Source organism: Tabrizicola soli (assembly GCF_015999335.1).
GTDB lineage: Bacteria > Pseudomonadota > Alphaproteobacteria > Rhodobacterales > Rhodobacteraceae > Tabrizicola > Tabrizicola soli.
The window spans coordinates 287,143-305,327 of record NZ_JAEACP010000001.1 but is presented as its reverse complement, the minus strand read 5'-3'; the positions used below and the strand labels follow the sequence as shown (position 1 = coordinate 305,327).

Here is an 18,185-nt window from a genome sequence, read left to right as displayed (position 1 = left end):
GCGTGCGGGTGTGGCGAAACTGGCAGACGCACCGGATTTAGGTTCCGGCGCCGCAAGGCATGGGGGTTCAAGTCCCTTCACCCGCACCAGTTCCGGCCGCAGCGGCGGCGATTTTCCCCTTACACCGGCGGGAAAGCTTTGCTAGAAGGCGCGCGATACCGCGCGGGGCCTTGCCTTCGCGTCCGTGAACTATTGCGCCCCGGCGCCAGAACGATCGAGGAAGGACATCCCAGAATGCAGGTCACCGAGACCCTGAACGAAGGCCTCAAGCGCGGCTACACCATCACGGTCACGGCGGCCGAACTGGATGCCAAGGTCCAGGAAAAGCTGCTGGAGGCCCAGCCCGAGGTCGAGATCAAGGGCTTCCGCAAGGGCAAGGTGCCGCTGGCGATCCTGAAGAAGCAGTTCGGCCAGCGCATCCTGGGCGATGCGATGCAGGAAGCCATCGACGCCGCCATGCGCGACCATTTCGACAAGACCGGCGACCGTCCGGCGCTGCAGCCCGAGGTCAAGATGGTCGGCGGCGAGGACTGGAAAGAGGGCCAGGATGTCGTGGTCGAGATGAGCTATGACGCTCTGCCCCCGATCCCGGAGGTCGATGCCTCGAAGGTCACGCTCGAGCGGCTGATCGTCAAGGCCGACGACAAGGCCGTGGCCGAGGCGCTGGACAACCTGGCCGGCACCGCCAAATCCTATGACGACCGCAAGAAAGGCTCGAAAGCCAAGGACGGCGACCAGGTCGTGATCGACTTCAAGGGTTCGGTCGACGGCGAGCTGTTCGAGGGTGGCTCGGCCGAGGATTACCCGCTGGTGCTGGGCTCGGGCTCGTTCATCCCGGGCTTCGAGGAGCAGCTGGTCGGCGCGAAGGTCGGCGAGGAAGTCAGCGTCAACGTGTCCTTCCCCGAGACCTATGGCGCCAAGCACCTGGCCGGCAAGGCCGCGGTCTTTGCCTGCACCGTCAAGGCGGTGAAGGAGGCCAAGGCGGCCGAGATCGACGACGAGCTGGCCAAGAAGTTCGGCGCGGACGACCTGGCCGCGCTGAAGGGCCAGATCTCCGAACGTCTGGAAGCCGAATACTCGGGCGCTGCCCGTGCCGTGCTGAAGCGTGCGCTGCTGGACCAGCTGGACGGGATGGTCAAGTTCGACCTGCCCCAGAACCTGGTCGAGGCCGAGGCGGCCCAGATCGCGCACCAGCTCTACCACGAGGAGCACCCGGACGATCATGGCCATGCCCATGGCCAGATCGACCCGACGGACGAGCACAAGAAGCTGGCCGAGCGCCGGGTCCGCCTGGGCCTGCTGCTGGCCGAGATCGGCCGCAAGGCCGAGGTGACCGTCACCGACGCCGAGATGACCCAGGCCGTCCTGGCCGCTGCCCGCCAGTATCCGGGGCAGGAGCGTCAGTTCTTCGAATTCGTGCAGAAGAACGCCCAGATGCAGCAGCAGCTGCGCGCGCCGATCTTCGAGGACAAGGTCGTCGACCACATCGTGGCCCAGGCCAAGGTGACCGAGAAGGAAGTCTCGAAGGACGATCTGCAGAAGGCCGTCGAGGCGCTGGACGAGATGTGATCCAGCCGCAAGGCACAGGATCAGGCCGCACCCTCGGGTGCGGCCTTTTCGTTTCAGAAGATGCGCGAGACGTCGCCGCCAAGCGCCAGCGTGCCGGTGTAAAGCTGCTGCTGGTCGGCCCGCATCGGATGGTAGCGCGCGCCCTGGACGTCGCGGAAGATCCGTTCCAGTCCCGCCTTGCGCAGGAAGCCCTCTCCGCCCGCCAGGTCCATCGCCAGCGACGCGGTGGCAAGCGCCGCCTCGACCAGAAGCGCGCGGCCCCGCATCACGCGGTCGATGCTTTGCGCCGAAGGGGGCATCTCGGAAATCACCGCCACCATGTCGCGATGGGCCAGGCGGGCGGCATGGAGGCGGGTCTCCATCTCTCCGGCAAGGCGCGGGTTGCGGCGGGCGGCGTTCAGTTCCAGCGCGCGGTCGCGGGCGGATTCGGCGAGGCCCAGGTAGACGGAATAGATCAGCGGGATGGCGATGGTGCCGATGATCTGGAACAGCGGATGCCACTGGCCCGCCGGGCGCTTCAGCGCGACCTTGTCGTCGGGAACGACCACGCCGTCCAGTACCAGGTGCTGCGAGCCGGTGCCGCGCATGCCCATGGCATTCCAGACCTCGTCCACCCGTACGCCTGGCCCGGTCAGTGGCAGGCCGAAGTGCAGGACCGTGGGGCCCTCGGCCTCGTCCGCGACGGCGGTGGTCATGATGAGCGAGCCGAAGGGCGCCCCCGAGGCGAAGCTTTTCGTCGCATGGATGCGGTAGCCGCCCTCGACCCGCTCGGCCTTGCCCGCGCCGCCGACCCAGTCGGAACCGCCCGAGGACATCAGCACGATCCGCTCGGTCGCGATGCGGCGCAGGAGCGGTTCGACGGCGGCCTTCGCGGCCGGCTGGTTCTGCCAGCGCCAGGCGGGGATGGCGACCTGATGGCTATGCATGGCGAAGGCCAGCGCCGAGGAGCCGCAGCCATGGGCCAGGCGGCGGAGCATGTCGGCCAGCCCGGCCACATCGGCCCCGCCGCCGCCAAGCTCGGCAGGCACGCCGGCCTCGACCAGGCCCGCGTCCTTCAGTTTTGCGTAGTTTTCTGCTACGAATGAGCCTTCCGTATCGTGGCGGTCGGCGCGCGCCGCGAAATCCCGGGCCAGGCGGTCTGCTGCTTGTGCCAGGGTCTCCTTGGGGGGCCGGCCGGGCCGGTCGATCATGTCGGTAGCCAGTGACATCGGGTTCTCTCCTGTGGCTTTGGGCTGAATGTGGCCACAGGGTCGGGCAAGCGCCCGAGTCGGTCCAGTTCACGGACTGTATCGCGGGGAGGGTCGAATGACGAACATGAGCTACGGCCAGTTCTGTCCGCTGGCCATGGCGGCCGAGATCATATGCACGCGCTGGACGCCACTTGTCCTGCGCGAGCTTCTGTGCGGCAGCACCCGGTTCAACGACCTGCGGCGGGGGCTGCCGAAGATGTCGCCGGCGCTGCTCTCGCGGCGGTTGAAGGAGCTGGAGGAGACCGGCGTGGTCGAGGTCCGGCGCGGGGACGGCGGGCCGGAGTATCGCCTGACCGCCGCCGGGCAGGACCTGCGTCCCTTTGTCGAGGCGATGATGCTGTGGGGCCATGCCTGGGTGGACAAGGAGGTGACGCTGGGCCAGCTCGACCCCTCGCTGCTGATGTGGGACATCCGCCGCGGCATCCGACCCGATCCACCCTTGCCCGCACGGAGGACGGTGCAGTTTCTTTATCCCGAGCTGTCTCAGGCCGACCGGAACTGGTGGCTGGTGCTGGAGGGCAGCGATGTGGAGCTTTGCCGGGTCGATCCGGGCAATGACATCGACCTTCTGGTCACGGGGTCGCTGCGCTCGGTCACGTCGGTCTGGATGGGGCTCAGCCGGTTGCAGCAGGAGATGGCGGCCCGGAAGGTGCAGATCGACGGCGACCCGGTGCTTGCGCGGGCGATGGGGCGCTGGCTGGAGAGCCATCCGATGAACAAGGCGCCCCGGCGGGTCTAGGCGCCGGCCGGTTGCTCCTGCGGCGCGCGGATCACGATCATCCCGGCGCTGATGATGACGGCGATCCCCAGCCAGCCCAGCATGTCGGGCAGGTCGCGCCAGCCGAGCCAGCCCCAGAGCACGGCCCAGAACATGAAGCTGTATTCGAAGGGCGCGATCGTAGTCGCGGGCGCGATGCGGTAGGCTTGGGTCAGAAGCGTGAGGCCCACCGCCGCGATCACGCCGCAGGCGGCCATCAGCGCCACATCCGTCATGGGCGGCATCACCCAGCCGCGGGTGAGGAAGGCCAGCGAGGGATGCGCCGCGCCGCCGTATTCGCCGCTGCCGAAGAGGGCTGAAAGCGCGAGCGCGCAGAACAGGAAGCAGACATTGCTCCAGAAGGCCATCGCGGCGGCCGATTCGGTCCGGCCGAGCGGCCGGGCGGCGACCATGGACAGGGCATAGCCCAACGCGCCGAGGATCGGCAGTATGGCGGCAAGGTCGAAGCTCTCGGCCCCCGGCTTCACGATCAGCAGGACGCCCAGAAATCCGGCCGCCACCGCCAGCCCGGCGGGAAGGCGCACCGTCTCGCCCAGGAACAGCGCGGCGGCAAGGGTGATGAACAGCGGCCCGGTGAAGAACAGCGCCACCGAATCGGCGATCGGAAGGGCGGCCAGGCCGAGGTAATAGGCGGTATAGGCCACGAATCCGAGCAGCCCGCGCGCCAGCATCTTCTTCCAGCCCGGCGAGACGATGGTGCCGAGCCGGCCGTCGAACCACCAGACGATCGCCAGGTGGAAGGGCAGGGCGACCAGGCTGCGCAGGACCATGGCCTGGTGCAGCGGGTAGTCGCCCGACAGCTGCTTCAGGATCAGGTCCTGGACCGAAAAGACGGCGATCCCCAGGACGAGGGCGAGGATACCTTGGGTGGTGGACGACATGCGCATGGGCCGGGAGGCTAGCGATCGGGCGGGGGGCGGCTGTCCTGCCCCCGACAGCGCCTTGTCAACGCGCGGCAATTCGCGCGGCGGGCAAGGGGCGCGTACGCATCCCGGCATGGAAAAACCGCGCCCGGTCTCCCGGGCGCGGCTTGCAATTCCCTGACGGGAAAGACTTATTCTTCCGAAGCGGCCGCGCCGACTTCGTCGAAGAGCTCGGCGATCTCGAACTCGGCCTGGGCTTCGGCCTCGGCGGCGAGTTCCTGGATCGACTTGCCCGAAGCCTGAAGCTCGGCCTCTTCCACCGAACGGGCGACGTTCAGCTTGATCTTGACCGCGACTTCCGGGTGCAGCTTCACCGAAACGGTGTGCAGCCCGAGATCCTTGATCGGCTTGTCCAGCACGACCTGGGCCCGATTCACGGTGAAGCCGGCCTCGGTCGCGGCGTCCGCGGCGTCGCGGGGCGTGACCGAACCGTAAAGCGCACCGGCGTCCGAGGCCGAGCGGATCACGATGAAGACCTGGCCGTCCAGCTTGGCGCCGACCGACTCGGCCTCCTTGCGGGTTTCCAGGTTGGTGGCTTCCAGCTGGGCCTTCTTCGCCTCGAACGACTTGATGTTGTTGTCGTTCGCGCGCAGCGCCTTGCCCTGGGGCAGCAGGAAGTTGCGGGCGTAACCGTCCTTGACGTTCACGACCTCGCCCATCTGGCCAAGCTTGGCCACACGTTCCAGAAGGATGACTTGCATCTGCGTCGCTCCTTATTTCACGGCATAGGGCAGCAGGGCCAGGAAGCGGGCGCGCTTGATGGCCTGGGCCAGTTCACGCTGCTTCTTCGCCGAGACTGCGGTGATGCGGGACGGGACGATCTTGCCGCGCTCGGAGATGTAGCGCTGCAGGAGGCGGGTGTCCTTGTAGTCGATCGCCGGAGCGTTGTCGCCCGAGAACGGGCAGACCTTGCGGCGGCGGAAAAACGGCTTGTTCGCCATGGTATGTGTCCTTTCTCAGATCAACGACGCGGGGCGCCGAACGACGGGCGCTCGCCACGGTCGCCGCCAAAGCTCGGCCGCTCGCGGCGTTCGCCGCCAAAGCCGCCACGGTCGCCGCGATCCCCGCGGTCGCCGTCACGCTCTTCGCGCTTCTGCATCTGGACCGAGACGCCTTCGGCATGCTTGTCGACCTTGATGGTCAGCACGCGCATCACGTCGTCATGCAGCCGCATCAGGCGCTCCATCTCCTGCACGGCCGCGGCGGGCGCGTCCGACTTCAGGAAGGCATAGTGGCCCTTGCGGTTCTTGTTGATCTTGTAGGCCATCGTCTTGACGCCCCAGTACTCGTTTTCAACGACCTTGCCGCCGTTGTCCGCGAGGACGGTGGAGAAGTGCTCGATGAGGCCTTCGGCTTGCGCGTTGGACAGGTCCTGGCGCGCGATGAAGACATGCTCGTAAAGAGGCATGCGGGCTTCCTTCGTGTCGGGGCGGCTTCACAGGACGGGCAAGAGCCTTTCCGCAGCCCGTCCACGAGAGGCATCGCCGGTTCATGGATAAGCGGAAAGGATGCGGCCTTATACACATATCGGGCGGCGGCGCAAGGCGGGGGTGTCTTTAAGGCAGGGTGGGTGAATCGCCCACCTTGCGCCAGGATTTCGAGCCGGAGGTGCGAAGGGCGGGAGGGGTCGGAGCCTCCGGCGGGAGTATTTGGAAGAGCAAGGACGGGCAGGGGCGCGGTGCTGGCCGGGCGAGGGTGCCAAGGGCCGTGCGTCGGGTGCCGCTGGCCGCCGGAGTGCGGTGTAGGGTGGGCGATCCGCCCACCTTGCTGGTCCAAAAGCAAAGGGCACCCCGAAAGATGCCCCGCGTTCCCGCAAGGGAAGAAATGCCTCAGGCGGCTTCCGAGATGAACTTGACCGCGTCGCCGAAGGTCTGGATCGTCTCGGCGGCATCGTCCGGGATCTCGATGCCGAACTCTTCCTCGAAGGCCATGACCAGTTCCACGGTGTCGAGCGAATCCGCGCCCAGGTCGTCGATGAACGAGGCCGATTCCGTCACCTTGTCCTCTTCGACGCCCAGGTGCTCGACGACGATCTTCTTCACGCGATCAGCGATGTCGCTCATGTCCGTTCCTCTATCTTGGCAGGGATTGGCCCCGGCCTTTCTGTAGCTGCCCGTTGCCGGGCCGGTTGCCAACCGGGGGCACGAAGCGCACCCCGGGCGGAATTGACGCGCCTATAGCAAGGGTCGGGGCGCATGGCAAACCCTTTAACCTCGCCGCCGCGCGCGCGGTCAGACCATCGCCATGCCGCCGTTGACATGCAGCGTGGCCCCGGTGACATAGCCCGCCTCGGGCGAGGCGAGGTAGAGGACCGCCGCCGCGATCTCCTCGGGCCGGCCCATGCGTCCGGCCGGGACCGCGCCCAGGATGCCGGCGCGCTGCGCCTCGTTCAGCTTGCCGGTCATCGCGGTCTCGATGAAGCCGGGGGCGACGCAGTTCACGGTGATGCCGCGGCTTGCGACCTCGGCCGCGAGCGATTTCGACAGGCCCACCATCCCGGCCTTCGACGCGGCATAGTTCACCTGGCCCGCGTTGCCGGTCTGGCCCACGACCGAGGAGATGTTGACGATCCGGCCCCAGCGGGCCTTCATCATGCCCCGGATCGCCGCGCGGCAGAGCCGGAAGGTCGCGGTCAGGTTCACGTCGATCACCGCCTGCCAGTCCTCGTCCGACATGCGCATCACCAGCCCGTCGCGGGTGATGCCGGCGTTGTTCACCAGGATGTCAACCGCGCCCATCGCCTCGGCCGCCTGCTTCACCAGCCCCTCGACCGCCTGCGGGTCCGAGAGGTTGCAGGGCAGGACATGCGCCCGCGCGCCCAGTTCCGCGGCCAGGGCCTGCAGCGGCTCGGTCCTGGTGCCCGAAAGCCCCACCGTCGCCCCCGCCGCATGCAGGGTGCGGGCGATGTCGGCGCCGATCCCGCCGGAAGCGCCGGTCACCAGCGCGGTCTTGCCTGTCAGGTCGAACATCCGTCTCTCCTATGCCTTTGCCGCCGCCACATCCTCGGGCGTGCCGATGGCGCGGGTCGCGGCACCGGGGGCGATGCGCCTGATCATCCCCGAAAGCGCCTTGCCCGCGCCGATTTCCCAGAATTCCGTGACCCCGGCCTTCTCCATCCAGAGCACGCTTTCCCGCCAGCGGACCGAGCCGGTGACCTGCGCGACCAGGAGGTCGGCGATCCGGTTGGCCTCTGTCACCGCCTCGGCGCGGACGTTGGCCACCACCGGGACGGCGGGATTCGAGATCGGCACGGCGGCCAGCGCCTCGGCCATCACATGCGCGGCGGGTTGCATCAGCGCGCAATGGAAGGGCGCGCTGACCGGCAGCATGAGCGCCCGCTTCGCGCCCTTCGCCTTGGCGATCTCGACCGCGCGTTCCACCGCCGCCTTGTGGCCCGAGACCACCACCTGCGCCGGGTCGTTGTCGTTCGCGGCCTGGCAGACCTCGCCCTGGGCGGCCTCTTGCGCCACCGCGATGGCGGTCTCGAAATCGAGGCCCAGAAGGGCGGCCATGGCGCCCACGCCCACCGGCACTGCCTCCTGCATCGCCTGGCCGCGGATGCGCAGGAGGCGCGCGGTATCGGCGAGGCTCAGCGACCCGGCGGCGCAGAGGGCGGAATATTCACCAAGGCTGTGCCCGGCGACGAAGGCGACCTGGTCGAGGCCCATCCCCTCGGCCTCGAGCGCGCGGAAGGCGGCGAGGGAAGTGGCCATCAGCGCGGGCTGGGCATTCTGGGTCAGGGTAAGCTCGGCGATGTCGCCCTCCCAGATCAGGGCCGAGAGCTTTTCGCCAAGGGCGGCGTCCACCTCGTCGAAGACGGCCTTCGCGGCGGGATAGGCTTCGGCCAGGGCGCGGCCCATGCCGATCACCTGGGCCCCCTGGCCCGGAAAGACGAATGCGCGGCTCATGCTTGCCCCCTGGAAAACCACTTCGGGATCCGGGATAGCGCGCCCGCCGCCCGCGCGCAATCGCGCCGCGCGGCTGTTCGCCACCGCACAGGCCCGGCGCGGCGGGAACGGGGTGCATCGCGGGGCGGGAAGGACTACCTTTTCCGGCAAAGGAGCACCATCATGAGCTGGAATCCCATCCTGGACCCGCAGGTCCCGATCGGCGATCAGGTGGACGCGATCGAGACCGTCATCGTCCCGCGCGCCCGCGACCTCGGCGGTTTCGAGGTCCGCCGCGCCTTGCCTTCGGCCAAGCGGCAGATGGTCGGGCCCTTCATCTTCTTCGACCAGATGGGCCCGGCCGAGTTCCTGACCGGCGAGGGTATCGACGTCCGGCCGCATCCGCATATCGGGCTGGGGACGGTCACCTATCTCATGAAGGGGCGGCTGCATCACCGCGATTCCCTCGGCACCGACCAGTGGATCGAGCCCGGCGCCGTGAACTGGATGCTGGCAGGGCAGGGGATCACCCACTCCGAGCGCACCGACGGCGAGGTGCGCCGCGCACCGCATGCGCTCTTCGGGCTGCAGACCTGGCTTGCGCTGCCGGAACGGCGCGAGGAGGAGGCCGCGGCCTTCGCGCATCTCGGGCGCGAGGACCTGCCCGAACTGCAGGGCGAGGGCAAGGAGGTCCGGCTGATCCTGGGCAATGCCTGGGGCGAGCGGGTGGGGCTCGATATGCCCTCCGAGGTCTTCTACGCCGATGCCCGCCTGGCACCCGGCGCGGCGATTCCCCTGCCCGACGATCATGAGGATCGCGGCGTCTATGTGCTGGATGGCGAGGTCGCCAGCGGCGGCCAAAACTTCGAGGCCGGGCGGATGCTGGTCTTCCGGCCGGGCGACCGGGTCTCGGTCCGGGCCGGGGCGCAGGGCGCGCGGATCATGCTCCTGGGCGGGGCGACGATGGAGGGGCCGCGCTTCATCTGGTGGAATTTCGTCGCCTCCTCGCGCGAGAAGATCGAGGCCGCGAAAGAGGCCTGGCGCGCCGGCGACTGGCAGCACGGCCGCTTCCGCCTGCCGCCGGGCGACGACGCCGAATTCATCCCGGCACCGGATCGGTGATTTTTCCCCTCGGTAGCCATTGACGGCGGCCGAGGGGTTCAGTATCAGGCCCCCACGTCCGGGGGACCGGATGGAAGATTGCGCGGTGGTAGCTCAGTCGGTTAGAGTACCGGCCTGTCACGCCGGGGGTCGCGGGTTCGAGCCCCGTCCACCGCGCCAGATCTTCCCCAAGTCCCGGTCGCCCATGCGCGGTGGTAGCTCAGTCGGTTAGAGTACCGGCCTGTCACGCCGGGGGTCGCGGGTTCGAGCCCCGTCCACCGCGCCATTTCTTCCAAGCCGGGTCATATAGGGTCGCTTGCCTGCGGGAACATCATGGCCTTTCGTCCTGGCGGATCCGGCCCGGAGGCGTTGCCGATGCTGTCCTTTCTCGACAAGCTGCCGCTCGCGTTGCTCGTGCTCGCGTCGCTGACCCTGGGCCTGGCCCCGTTCGCCCCCGAGCCGCATCTGTGGGAGAAGCTGAAGCTCCTGGCCGCGGGCGGGCTGGTGCGGCCGATCGACATCTTCGACCTCGTGCTGCATGCCGCGCCCTGGGTCCTGCTGCTGGGGAAACTGGCGCGGATGCGGGCAACGCGGGGGTAGGGCGGCTCGTCGATGACTTCGTCACTCCTCGCCCGCCGACGAGGAGACGGAGTCGAACGGGGAGGAGCGGTCAGAGCGTCATCCGGTAGCGGATATGGCCGTCGTTGTCGCAGAACTGGTCATAAAGCCGCCGCGCGGCGGCGTTCTCGATCTCGGTCAGCCAGTAGAGGCGCCGCCAGCCCCTGGCGCGGCCGATCGCCACCAGATCCTCGATCAGCGCGCGCCCGAGGCCCCGGCCGCGCGCTTCGGGCGCGACGTAGAGGTCCTCGAGATAGCCGTCGTCGCCCAGAACCCAGGTCGAGGGGTGGTGCTGGTGGATGGCAAAGCCCTGCGGCCGGCCATCCAGGCAGGCCAGCCGCAGGGTCAACGCGTTTCCCGGGTCCATCAGGCGGCCCCAGGTGAAATCCGTAACCTCCGGCGCCAGCGTCAGGCCATAGCCGTCGCAGAAGCCCTGCCAGAGGCGGCGGAAATCGCTTTGGTCCGAAGGGGTTGCGGCGCGAAGCTCTACCGTCATGCGATCCGGGCCAGGATGCGGGCCCAGCTGCGGATGCCCCTGTGGAAGCTTTCCACGTCGTATTTCTCGTTCGGCGAGTGGATGGCGTCGTCGTCGTTGGCAAAGCCGATCAACATGGCGTCCATGCCGAGGATTTCCTTGAAGTACCCCGCGATCGGGATCGAGCCGCCCATGCCGACGATCACCGCCTCGCGCTGCCATTCGTCGGACAGCGCCTGCCGCGCGGCCTCGAACTCGGGGCGCGAGGTGTCCATCACCGCGGCGGGCGCGCCGTCGAGATGGCCATCCCAGGTGATGCGGGCGTCCTGCGGCAGGCGTGCCTCGACATGGGCGCGCAGCTTGCGGCGCAGATCGGCCGCGTCCATGTCGCCGACCAGCCGGCAGGTGATCTTGCAATGCGCCTCGGACGGGATCACGGTCTTCGACCCCGCGCCCTGGTAGCCGCCCCAGAGGCCGTTGATCTCCAGCGTCGGGCGCGCCCATTGCTGCTCCAGCGTGGAATAGCCCGCCTCGCCATGGGCGCGGGTGAATCCGACCGATTCCAGATAGTCCTTCTCGTCGAAGCCGCAGGTCTCCCACTGGCGCTTCAGCGCCTCGGGCACCTCGTGCACGCCGTCGTAGAAGCCTTCCACCGCGACGCGGCCCGTCTCGTCGTGGAAGCTGGCGATGATCCTCGCGATCTCGCGCAGCGGGTTCAGCGCGGGGCCGCCGTAATGGCCGGAATGCAGGTCGATCCGCGGGCCGTGCAGGGTGAATTCCTCTTTCAGCATGCCCCGCAGCTGCCCGGCGATGGAAGGCACGCCGGGCGAGACCATCGAGGTGTCGCAGATCAGCGCCAGCTCGGCGGTCAACTCGGCCGCGTTGTCGCGCATGAAGGGGATCAGCGAGGGCGAGCCCGATTCCTCCTCGCCCTCCAGGAAGATCGTCAGCTTGCCCGGCAGCGCGCCATGCACGGATTTCCAGGCGCGGCAGGCCTCTACGAAGGTCATCAGCTGGCCCTTGTCGTCGGACGAGCCCCGCGCCCGGATCACCCGGCCTTTCGGCGTGTCCTGAACCTCGGGATCGAAGGGGTCGCGGTCCCAGAGGTCGAGCGGGTCGACCGGCTGCACGTCGTAATGGCCATAGAAGAGGATGTGCCGCCCACCCTCGCCGCCATGGCCCACGACCATCGGATGACCCGGAGTCGCCGCGGCGCGGGCCGAGAAGCCGAGCGATTCCAGGTCCTTGACCAGCCAGTCCGCTGCGCGGGCGCAATCGGCGCGATAGGCCGGGTCGGTCGAGATCGAGGGGATCCGCAACAGCTCCATCAGCCGGTCGATGGATTGGGGCAGGGTCTCGTCGATACGGGCAAGGACGGCATCGAGGGTCATCGCAGTCTCCGGAAAGGTGATCAAATGCAACCTAGCAGGCAGCTTGGGACTGTCCAGAGCAGCCGGTCTGCGCTATCTAGACGCCGGGGCGACAATTCGTCCCCTTGGTAAAACCGCGACTTTGACCGAAATCAAGGCACCAATGCGGGTAGATCGTCATTCTGCCGCAAAAGGGACCGAGGACGACGACATGGATTACGAACGCGCGCTCGACGCCAGCCTGAAACGCCTGCACGACGAAGGCCGCTATCGCACCTTCATCGACATCGAGCGGCAGCAGGGCCATTTTCCCCATGCGCTCTGGACCCGGCCGGACGGGACGCAGAAGGAAATCACCGTCTGGTGCGGCAACGACTACCTCGGCATGGGTCAGCATCCCGAAGTGCTGGGCGCGATGCATCAGGCGCTGGACGCGACCGGCGCGGGCTCGGGCGGGACGCGGAACATCTCGGGCACGACGGTCTGGCACAAGCGGCTGGAGGCCGAGCTGGCCGACCTGCACGGGAAAGAGGCCGCCCTCGTCTTCACCAGCGCCTATATCGCCAATGACGCGACGCTTTCGACGCTGCGGGCGATCTTCCCCGGCCTGATCATCTATTCCGACGCGCTGAACCATGCCTCGATGATCGAGGGCGTGCGGCGCGGCGGCGGCGAGAAGCGGATCTTCCGGCACAACGACCTTGCGCATCTGCGCGAGCTTCTGGCCAAGGACGACCCCGAGGCGCCGAAGCTGATCGCCTTCGAATCGATCTATTCGATGGACGGCGACTTCGGCCCGATCAAGGAGATCTGTGATCTTGCGGATGAATTCGACGCGCTGACCTATCTGGACGAGGTCCATGCCGTCGGCATGTACGGCCCGCGCGGGGCAGGGGTGGCGGAACGCGACGGGGTGATGGACCGGGTGGACATCATCAACGCGACGCTGGCCAAGGCCGTCGGCGTCTTCGGCGGCTATATCGCTGCCAGCGCCAAGATGGTGGATGCGATCCGCTCCTATGCGCCGGGCTTCATCTTCACCACCTCGCTGCCCCCTGCGGTGGCGGCCGGCGCGGCTGCCTCGCTTCGCTTCCTGAAGGGCGAAGGCGGCGTGCGCCTGCGCGAAAGCCACCAGACCCAGGCCAGGATCCTGAAATCGCGGCTCAAGGCCATGGGCCTGCCGATCATCGACCATGGCAGCCACATCGTCCCGGTCCATGTCGGCGACCCGGTGCACTGCAAGATGCTGTCGGACATGCTTCTGGAAAACCACGGGATCTATGTCCAGCCGATCAATTATCCGACCGTCCCGCGTGGCACGGAACGGCTGCGCTTCACCCCCTCGCCGGTGCATGGTCCGGGCGAGATCGACCGGCTGGTCCGGGCGATGGACAGGCTGTGGAGCCAGTGTGCGCTGAATCGCGCCGAGGCGGTTGCCTGACCCCCGCTCTGCCACTGTTTCGGCGCTACGAAAGTATGTTACCGTTTCGCCAACACGAAGAAGGGTGAGTCGCGCGTGGCGCGACTTCACGCCAGCGGATACGCCGAAGGGGACAGGGGCCAGTATGATCGGTTGGAGGTCGAAACCTTCGACAACCGAAGAAGACAAGCCGAAAGGCTTTGACGATTTCGAGTTGCGGCTTGGTGATCTGATGCGGGGCGAGCGCGCCACGCTGGGCAAGTCCCTGCTGGACGTCCAGCGAGAGCTGAAGATCAAGGCCACCTATATCGCGGCGATCGAGAATGCGGATCTCTCGGCCTTCGAATCCCCCGGTTTCGTCGCCGGCTATGTCCGCTCCTATTCCCGTTACCTGGGGATGGACCCGGAATGGGCCTTCCAACGCTTCTGCAACGAGGCCGGCTATGCCGTGGCGCATGGTCTTTCTGCGATCTCGGCGCCGCAGCAGGCGGTGAAATCGCGGCGCTCCGACTTCGCCGAGCCGCTGGCCAATCCCAACGCCAGCTTCATCCCGCGCGCCGAGGCGATCTGGTCGCATGTCGAGCCGGGGGCCATCGGCTCGATCGCGGTGCTGGTCGCGCTGATCGGGGCCATCGGCTATGGCGGCTGGTCGGTCCTGCAGGAGGTGCAGCGCGTCCAGCTGGCCCCGGTGGACGAGGCCCCCAGCGTCGTGGCCCAGATCGACCCGCTGTCGGATGCGGGCAGCGCCGCCCCGGCGCTGGTCGGCACCCGGTCCGCCGACACGGCGGATGGCGCCGATGTGATGGACCGCCTCTATCGCCCGCAGGCGCTGGACGTGCCGGTGCTGACCTCGCGCGATGGTCCGATCGCCGCGATCAACCCGCGCGAGACCGGGGTTCTGGCGGATGCGCCCTCGGGCACCGCGGTGGATCTTGCGCTGGACGCGGCGCTTGGGCCCGAGGTCCAGGTCGTCGCCGAGGCCAAGCAGGGGGTCGAGGTGCTGGCGGTGCGCCCGGCCTGGGTCATGGTCAACGCGGCCGATGGCACCGTCCTGTTCGAGAAGATCCTCGACGCGGGCGAGCGTTACACCGTCCCGCCGCTGGAAGAGGCCGCCGTCTTCCGCACCGGCAATTCCGGCGCGGTCTATTTCATGGTCGATGGCGCCATGGTCGGACCGGCCGCGCCGGGGGCGAATGTGGTGAAGAACATCGCGCTCTCGCCCGAGGCGCTGGTGGAGAAATTCGCCCAGGCCGACCTGACGCAGGACCCGGACCTTGCCAGGTTCGCCACGGCGGATGCCGCGGGACTGGCCCCGGACACCCCCGTCACGGAATAATCGTCGCAGCAGGTTGCCGCCGTCCCTGGCGGCGCCTATTCTTGTGGCCGCATCGCAGCGGAGCCTGACCCATGACCCACAACCCCGTCCGCCCCTGGCGCAACATCCAGCGCCGGCCTTCGCGGCAGGTCCGGGTCGGCAAGGTGCTGGTGGGCGGCGATGCGCCGATCAGCGTGCAGACGATGACCAACACGCTGACCACCGACGTGACCGCCACCATCGAGCAGATCCAGCGTTGCGCCGTGGCCGGGGCGGATATCGTCCGCGTCTCGACCCCGGACGAGGACTCGACGCGGGCGCTGCGCGAGATCGTGGCGGAAAGCCCGGTCCCGATCGTCGCCGACATCCATTTCCACTACCGCCGCGCCATCGAGGCGGCCGAGGCGGGCGCGGCCTGCCTGCGGATCAACCCCGGCAACATCGGCGATGCCAGGCGCGTGGCCGAGGTGGTGCGGGCGGCCAAGGACCACGGCTGTTCCATCCGCATCGGGGTGAACGCGGGCTCGCTGGAGCGGCACCTTCTGGAGAAATATGGCGAGCCCTGCCCGGAGGCGATGGTGGAATCCGGCCTCGACCATATCAAGCTGTTGCAGGACAACGATTTCCACGAATTCAAGATCAGCGTGAAGGCGTCGGACGTCTTCCTCGCGGCGGCGGCCTATCAGCAGCTGGCGGAGGCCACCGACGCGCCGATCCACCTGGGGATCACCGAGGCCGGCGGGCTGATGGCCGGCACGGTGAAATCGGCCATCGGTCTCGGCAACCTGCTCTGGATGGGGATCGGCGACACGATCCGGGTCAGCCTCTCGGCCGATCCGGTCGAGGAGGTGAAGGTCGGCTACGAGATCCTGAAGTCCTTGGGCCTGCGGCATCGGGGGGTGACGATCATTTCCTGCCCCAGTTGTGCACGGCAGGGGTTCGACGTGATCAAGACCGTCGCGGCGCTGGAGGACCGGCTGGCGCATGTCACCACCTCGATGAGTCTGTCGATCATCGGCTGCGTGGTGAACGGCCCGGGCGAGGCGCTGATGACCGATATCGGCTTTACCGGCGGCGGGGCTGGCAAGGGCATGGTCTACATGGCCGGCAAGCAGGACCATACCCTGTCCAATGAGCGGATGATCGACCATATCGTCGAACTGGTCGAGAAGAAGGCCGCGGAGATCGAGGCGGCCGAGAAGCTGGCGGCGGAATAGGCGGCCCCTCCTCGAGCACTTCGTGCACTCGTCGGCGAGGAGTGCACGAAGTGCCCGACGAGCGGTCCGGGGGCTAATCCTCGCCGATCTCGCGCGCCAGATGGTCGATGAAGGCGCGCAGCCGCGCGGTGACCGATTGCGCCGAAGGGTAGACGAAGGAAATCGCCCGGGGCGGCGTGGCCCAGTCGGGCAGGACCCGCACCAGCCTGCCGGAGGCGATCTCGGGCCGGGCGATCATCCGGGGCAGGATCGCGACCCCCGCGCCCGCCACCGCCGCATCCCGCACCGCCATATGCGAGCCAAGCTGCAGGGGCGCGTTCAGCATCAGCGTCACCTCCTCATCGCCATTCTGCAAGGCAAGCCCGCCGTTCCAGGGCGCGGCGAGGCCGACTTGGGGCAGGGCGGCCAGATCCTGCGGCTGGCGCACCCGGTCGAGCCCCGGCAAGTCGGGCGCCGCGACCAGAAAGCCCTGGCCATGCAGCAGACGGCGGGCGACCTGGCTGCTGTCTTCCAGCGGGCCAAGCCGGATGCAGCCGTCGAAACCTTCCTCCAGAAGGTCGGGGGCGCGGTCGAGGAAGTGGATCTCCAGCGTCACTTCGGGGTGGGCGGCGCGGAAGCTGGCGGCGACCGGGCCGATCAGGAGGTTGCCGATCACCTGCGGCACCGCCAGCCGCAGATGCCCGCGCGGGGTCCCGCCGGATTCGCCGAGCGCGCGGCGGATATCCTCGGCCTCGCCCAGAAGCCGGTCGGCGCGGGCGGCGAGCACCTCGCCCTCCTGCGTCGGGCGCAGCGTCCGGGTCGAGCGTTCGATCAGCCGGACGCCAAGGTCCGCCTCGAGGTCGGCCACGCGTTTCGAGAGGGTGGATTTCGGGATCCGCAACGACAGCGCCGCGCTCGAGAACGAGCCTTCACGCAGCACGGTGCGGAAGCCGCGCAAAGCGGAGAGGTCGAGATCCTTGTCCATATTTTTGGACGCACCTTGCATGAATGGCTGTCTTGTCCATCCTGATAGATTTTGTCACCTTCCGCAAGCAATTCGGGGAATGAAGATGGACCATGCGCAAGAGACGCCGCCCAGCGGGGCGGTGACAGCGGCCGTTCTGGGCCTTGCGTCGATGACGATCATGGCGAATGCCACGGTGGCCTCGTCGCTGCCGGGCCTGCGTGAGCATTACGCAGGCGTGCCGCATATCGACACGCTGGCCGGGCTGATCGTGACGCTGCCGTCGCTGGCCATCGTGCTGAGCGCGGGTGTCATGGGCGTGTTGATCGACCGTTGGGACCGGCAGAAGCTTCTGGTCCTGACGGCGGCGCTGTATTGCATCGGGGGCACCTCGGGCCTTTGGGCGGAAAGCCTGTGGGGGATGCTGGCCGGGCGGCTGGCGCTGGGGCTGGGGGTGGCGGGGACGATGAACCTGGGCATGACCTGGGCCGGCGACCTCTGGCATGGCCCGGCGCGGGCGCGGTTCCTGGGGATGCAGGGAGCGGCGATCTCGGCCGCCGGGATCGTCTTCATGCTGGCGGGAGGCGCGCTGGCCAGCCTGCACTGGCGCGGGGCCTTCGCGGTCTATGCGCTGATCCTGCCGATCGCGGCCCTGGCCTTCGTCGTCCTTGGTCCCCGCGCCCGGCAGATGCAGGCCGCGCGGGGGCGCCCGGCCGACCGCAGCACCTCGAGCGCGCGTTTCCCCTGGGCCGCCTATGCCTTCATCGCGCCCCTGGCCTTCCTGTTCCAGACCGCCTTCTACGTCACACCCACCCGGCTCCCATTCCATCTCGAGGCGCTGGGGGTCACCAGCCCGTTTGTCGTGGGGGCGCTGATGGCGGCGCTGGTCGCAGTCTCGGCGCCGATGTCGCTGATGTACGGGCGGATCCGGGCGCGGCTGTCGGCCATGGTGATCTTCGGGCTGAGCTTCGCACTGATCGGACTCGGATTCCTGGCCCATGCCACGGCAAGCGGCTGGCAGGGCGTGCTGGCCGGCTCGATGATCGGGGGGCTGGGCATGGGGATATCGATGCCGAACTACACGACCTGGTTCATGGCGCGGGTGCCTGCGACCATGCGGGGAAGGGCGTCGGGCCTGCTGACCACGGCCTTCTTCCTGGGCCAGTTCGCCTCGCCGCTGGCGTCGGCGCCGCTGGTGGCGGCCTTTGGTCTGGCCGGGACCTTCGCGGTGGTGGGCGGCGCGCTGATCGCGCTGGGGGGCGGGCTCTGGGCGCTGCATGTGCTGCGCCCGGAACCCGCCTTCGCCGAGGCCTGAGGGC

Annotated in this window: 19 protein-coding genes and 3 tRNA genes; 11 read left to right on the top strand and 11 right to left on the bottom strand. The window is 68.2% G+C overall.

The genetic code is table 11. The annotated features are described in order from the left end of the window. The first annotated feature begins 4 nt into the window (after window positions 1-4). Both I7S92_RS01475 and tig read left to right on the top strand, forming a co-directional pair. A tRNA-Leu gene (locus tag I7S92_RS01475) sits at window positions 5-89 on the top strand. 145 nt (window positions 90-234) lie between these two features. Next, complete coding sequence (gene tig, locus I7S92_RS01470; protein ID WP_197641690.1) at window positions 235-1,569, top strand: trigger factor; 1,335 nt, start codon at window positions 235-237, stop codon at window positions 1,567-1,569. Between the two features lie 53 nt (window positions 1,570-1,622). On the opposite strand, the gene I7S92_RS01465 is transcribed toward tig, so the two are convergent. Further along, complete coding sequence (locus I7S92_RS01465) at window positions 1,623-2,777, bottom strand: acyl-CoA dehydrogenase family protein (RefSeq protein ID WP_242070005.1); 1,155 nt, start codon at window positions 2,775-2,777, stop codon at window positions 1,623-1,625. Window positions 2,778-2,874: 97 nt separating this feature from the next. On the opposite strand from I7S92_RS01465, the gene I7S92_RS01460 reads away from it, so the two are divergent. Beyond that, the gene (locus I7S92_RS01460) at window positions 2,875-3,558 is read left to right on the top strand and encodes a winged helix-turn-helix transcriptional regulator (RefSeq protein ID WP_197641689.1); all 684 of its coding nucleotides are present in this window, start codon (window positions 2,875-2,877) and stop codon (window positions 3,556-3,558) included. On the opposite strand, the gene I7S92_RS01455 is transcribed toward I7S92_RS01460, so the two are convergent. From I7S92_RS01455 to fabD, 7 genes are all read right to left on the bottom strand, one after another. Further along, the gene (locus I7S92_RS01455; RefSeq protein WP_197641688.1) at window positions 3,555-4,484 is read right to left on the bottom strand and encodes a DMT family transporter; all 930 of its coding nucleotides are present in this window, start codon (window positions 4,482-4,484) and stop codon (window positions 3,555-3,557) included. The two genes, I7S92_RS01460 and I7S92_RS01455, sit on opposite strands and share 4 nt — an antisense overlap. 167 nt (window positions 4,485-4,651) lie before the next feature. Continuing rightward, on the bottom strand, window positions 4,652-5,221 hold the full coding sequence (gene rplI / locus I7S92_RS01450; protein ID WP_197641687.1) for a 50S ribosomal protein L9: 570 nt from the start codon (window positions 5,219-5,221) through the stop codon (window positions 4,652-4,654). 12 nt (window positions 5,222-5,233) lie between these two features. Next, window positions 5,234-5,461: a 30S ribosomal protein S18 gene (gene rpsR / locus I7S92_RS01445; protein ID WP_103256213.1), complete on the bottom strand. Its 228-nt coding sequence runs from the start codon at window positions 5,459-5,461 to the stop codon at window positions 5,234-5,236. A gap of 20 nt (window positions 5,462-5,481) precedes the next feature. Next, a complete protein-coding gene (rpsF, locus tag I7S92_RS01440) occupies window positions 5,482-5,928 on the bottom strand; it encodes a 30S ribosomal protein S6 (protein WP_197641686.1) in 447 nt (148 codons plus the stop codon). A gap of 421 nt (window positions 5,929-6,349) precedes the next feature. Continuing rightward, on the bottom strand, window positions 6,350-6,583 hold the full coding sequence (locus I7S92_RS01435) for an acyl carrier protein (protein WP_103256210.1): 234 nt from the start codon (window positions 6,581-6,583) through the stop codon (window positions 6,350-6,352). A gap of 168 nt (window positions 6,584-6,751) precedes the next feature. Further along, entirely contained in the window at window positions 6,752-7,489 is a 738-nt protein-coding gene (fabG, locus tag I7S92_RS01430) for a 3-oxoacyl-ACP reductase FabG (protein WP_197641685.1), read from the bottom strand. A gap of 9 nt (window positions 7,490-7,498) precedes the next feature. Continuing rightward, window positions 7,499-8,428, bottom strand: coding sequence for an ACP S-malonyltransferase (gene fabD, locus I7S92_RS01425; RefSeq protein ID WP_197641684.1), 930 nt, complete (start codon window positions 8,426-8,428; stop codon window positions 7,499-7,501). Between the two features lie 162 nt (window positions 8,429-8,590). Here fabD and I7S92_RS01420 point away from each other — a divergent pair, with 162 nt between their 5' ends. The 4 genes from I7S92_RS01420 to I7S92_RS01405 all read left to right on the top strand — a co-directional run bounded on the left by I7S92_RS01420 (window position 8,591) and on the right by I7S92_RS01405 (window position 10,108). Then, entirely contained in the window at window positions 8,591-9,529 is a 939-nt protein-coding gene (locus I7S92_RS01420) for a pirin family protein (protein ID WP_197641683.1), read from the top strand. An 82-nt stretch (window positions 9,530-9,611) separates the two neighbouring features. Next, window positions 9,612-9,688, top strand: a tRNA-Asp gene (locus I7S92_RS01415). A gap of 29 nt (window positions 9,689-9,717) precedes the next feature. Continuing rightward, window positions 9,718-9,794 (top strand) — tRNA-Asp (locus I7S92_RS01410). Window positions 9,795-9,883: 89 nt separating this feature from the next. Further along, complete coding sequence (locus tag I7S92_RS01405) at window positions 9,884-10,108, top strand: RND transporter (RefSeq protein WP_197641682.1); 225 nt, start codon at window positions 9,884-9,886, stop codon at window positions 10,106-10,108. Window positions 10,109-10,178: 70 nt separating this feature from the next. On the opposite strand, the gene I7S92_RS01400 is transcribed toward I7S92_RS01405, so the two are convergent. Together I7S92_RS01400 and I7S92_RS01395 are read right to left on the bottom strand one after the other, a co-directional pair. Beyond that, window positions 10,179-10,622: a GNAT family N-acetyltransferase gene (locus tag I7S92_RS01400; protein ID WP_197641681.1), complete on the bottom strand. Its 444-nt coding sequence runs from the start codon at window positions 10,620-10,622 to the stop codon at window positions 10,179-10,181. Continuing rightward, window positions 10,619-11,992 carry a M20/M25/M40 family metallo-hydrolase gene (locus tag I7S92_RS01395; RefSeq protein ID WP_197641680.1) on the bottom strand — a complete coding sequence of 458 codons (1,374 nt, stop codon included), beginning with the start codon at window positions 11,990-11,992 and terminating at the stop codon, window positions 10,619-10,621. Before I7S92_RS01395 ends, I7S92_RS01400 begins: the two co-directional genes overlap by 4 nt. Window positions 11,993-12,182: 190 nt before the next feature. Here I7S92_RS01395 and hemA point away from each other — a divergent pair, with 190 nt between their 5' ends. From hemA to ispG, 3 genes are all read left to right on the top strand, one after another. Continuing rightward, on the top strand, window positions 12,183-13,412 hold the full coding sequence (gene hemA / locus I7S92_RS01390) for a 5-aminolevulinate synthase (RefSeq protein WP_197641679.1): 1,230 nt from the start codon (window positions 12,183-12,185) through the stop codon (window positions 13,410-13,412). A gap of 124 nt (window positions 13,413-13,536) precedes the next feature. Then, a complete protein-coding gene (locus I7S92_RS01385; RefSeq protein WP_197641678.1) occupies window positions 13,537-14,727 on the top strand; it encodes a helix-turn-helix domain-containing protein in 1,191 nt (396 codons plus the stop codon). 71 nt (window positions 14,728-14,798) lie between these two features. Beyond that, on the top strand, window positions 14,799-15,923 hold the full coding sequence (gene ispG, locus I7S92_RS01380; protein ID WP_197641677.1) for a flavodoxin-dependent (E)-4-hydroxy-3-methylbut-2-enyl-diphosphate synthase: 1,125 nt from the start codon (window positions 14,799-14,801) through the stop codon (window positions 15,921-15,923). 73 nt (window positions 15,924-15,996) lie between these two features. On the opposite strand, the gene I7S92_RS01375 is transcribed toward ispG, so the two are convergent. After that, window positions 15,997-16,887, bottom strand: a complete 891-nt coding sequence (locus I7S92_RS01375; protein WP_197641676.1) for a LysR family transcriptional regulator — start codon at window positions 16,885-16,887, stop codon at window positions 15,997-15,999. 79 nt (window positions 16,888-16,966) lie between these two features. Here I7S92_RS01375 and I7S92_RS01370 point away from each other — a divergent pair, with 79 nt between their 5' ends. After that, a complete protein-coding gene (locus I7S92_RS01370) occupies window positions 16,967-18,181 on the top strand; it encodes an MFS transporter (protein WP_197641675.1) in 1,215 nt (404 codons plus the stop codon). The last annotated feature ends 4 nt before the right edge of the window (window positions 18,182-18,185 follow it).

Bases quoted from the DNA above. Each gene is read 5' to 3' on its own strand.
- I7S92_RS01385 (WP_197641678.1), top strand. From the start codon at position 13,537: ATGATCGGTTGGAGGTCGAAACCTTCGACAACCGAAGAAGACAAGCCG.
- tig (WP_197641690.1), top strand. From the start codon at position 235: ATGCAGGTCACCGAGACCCTGAACGAAGGCCTCAAGCGCGGCTACACC.
- I7S92_RS01420 (WP_197641683.1), top strand. From the start codon at position 8,591: ATGAGCTGGAATCCCATCCTGGACCCGCAGGTCCCGATCGGCGATCAG.
- I7S92_RS01435 (WP_103256210.1), bottom strand. From the start codon at position 6,583: ATGAGCGACATCGCTGATCGCGTGAAGAAGATCGTCGTCGAGCACCTG.
- rplI (WP_197641687.1), bottom strand. From the start codon at position 5,221: ATGCAAGTCATCCTTCTGGAACGTGTGGCCAAGCTTGGCCAGATGGGC.
- hemA (WP_197641679.1), top strand. From the start codon at position 12,183: ATGGATTACGAACGCGCGCTCGACGCCAGCCTGAAACGCCTGCACGAC.
- rpsR (WP_103256213.1), bottom strand. From the start codon at position 5,461: ATGGCGAACAAGCCGTTTTTCCGCCGCCGCAAGGTCTGCCCGTTCTCG.
- ispG (WP_197641677.1), top strand. From the start codon at position 14,799: ATGACCCACAACCCCGTCCGCCCCTGGCGCAACATCCAGCGCCGGCCT.
- I7S92_RS01395 (WP_197641680.1), bottom strand. From the start codon at position 11,992: ATGACCCTCGATGCCGTCCTTGCCCGTATCGACGAGACCCTGCCCCAA.
- rpsF (WP_197641686.1), bottom strand. From the start codon at position 5,928: ATGCCTCTTTACGAGCATGTCTTCATCGCGCGCCAGGACCTGTCCAAC.
- I7S92_RS01465 (WP_242070005.1), bottom strand. From the start codon at position 2,777: ATGTCACTGGCTACCGACATGATCGACCGGCCCGGCCGGCCCCCCAAG.
- I7S92_RS01370 (WP_197641675.1), top strand. From the start codon at position 16,967: ATGAAGATGGACCATGCGCAAGAGACGCCGCCCAGCGGGGCGGTGACA.
- I7S92_RS01405 (WP_197641682.1), top strand. From the start codon at position 9,884: ATGCTGTCCTTTCTCGACAAGCTGCCGCTCGCGTTGCTCGTGCTCGCG.
- I7S92_RS01460 (WP_197641689.1), top strand. From the start codon at position 2,875: ATGACGAACATGAGCTACGGCCAGTTCTGTCCGCTGGCCATGGCGGCC.
- fabG (WP_197641685.1), bottom strand. From the start codon at position 7,489: ATGTTCGACCTGACAGGCAAGACCGCGCTGGTGACCGGCGCTTCCGGC.
- I7S92_RS01400 (WP_197641681.1), bottom strand. From the start codon at position 10,622: ATGACGGTAGAGCTTCGCGCCGCAACCCCTTCGGACCAAAGCGATTTC.
- fabD (WP_197641684.1), bottom strand. From the start codon at position 8,428: ATGAGCCGCGCATTCGTCTTTCCGGGCCAGGGGGCCCAGGTGATCGGC.
- I7S92_RS01455 (WP_197641688.1), bottom strand. From the start codon at position 4,484: ATGCGCATGTCGTCCACCACCCAAGGTATCCTCGCCCTCGTCCTGGGG.
- I7S92_RS01375 (WP_197641676.1), bottom strand. From the start codon at position 16,887: ATGGACAAGGATCTCGACCTCTCCGCTTTGCGCGGCTTCCGCACCGTG.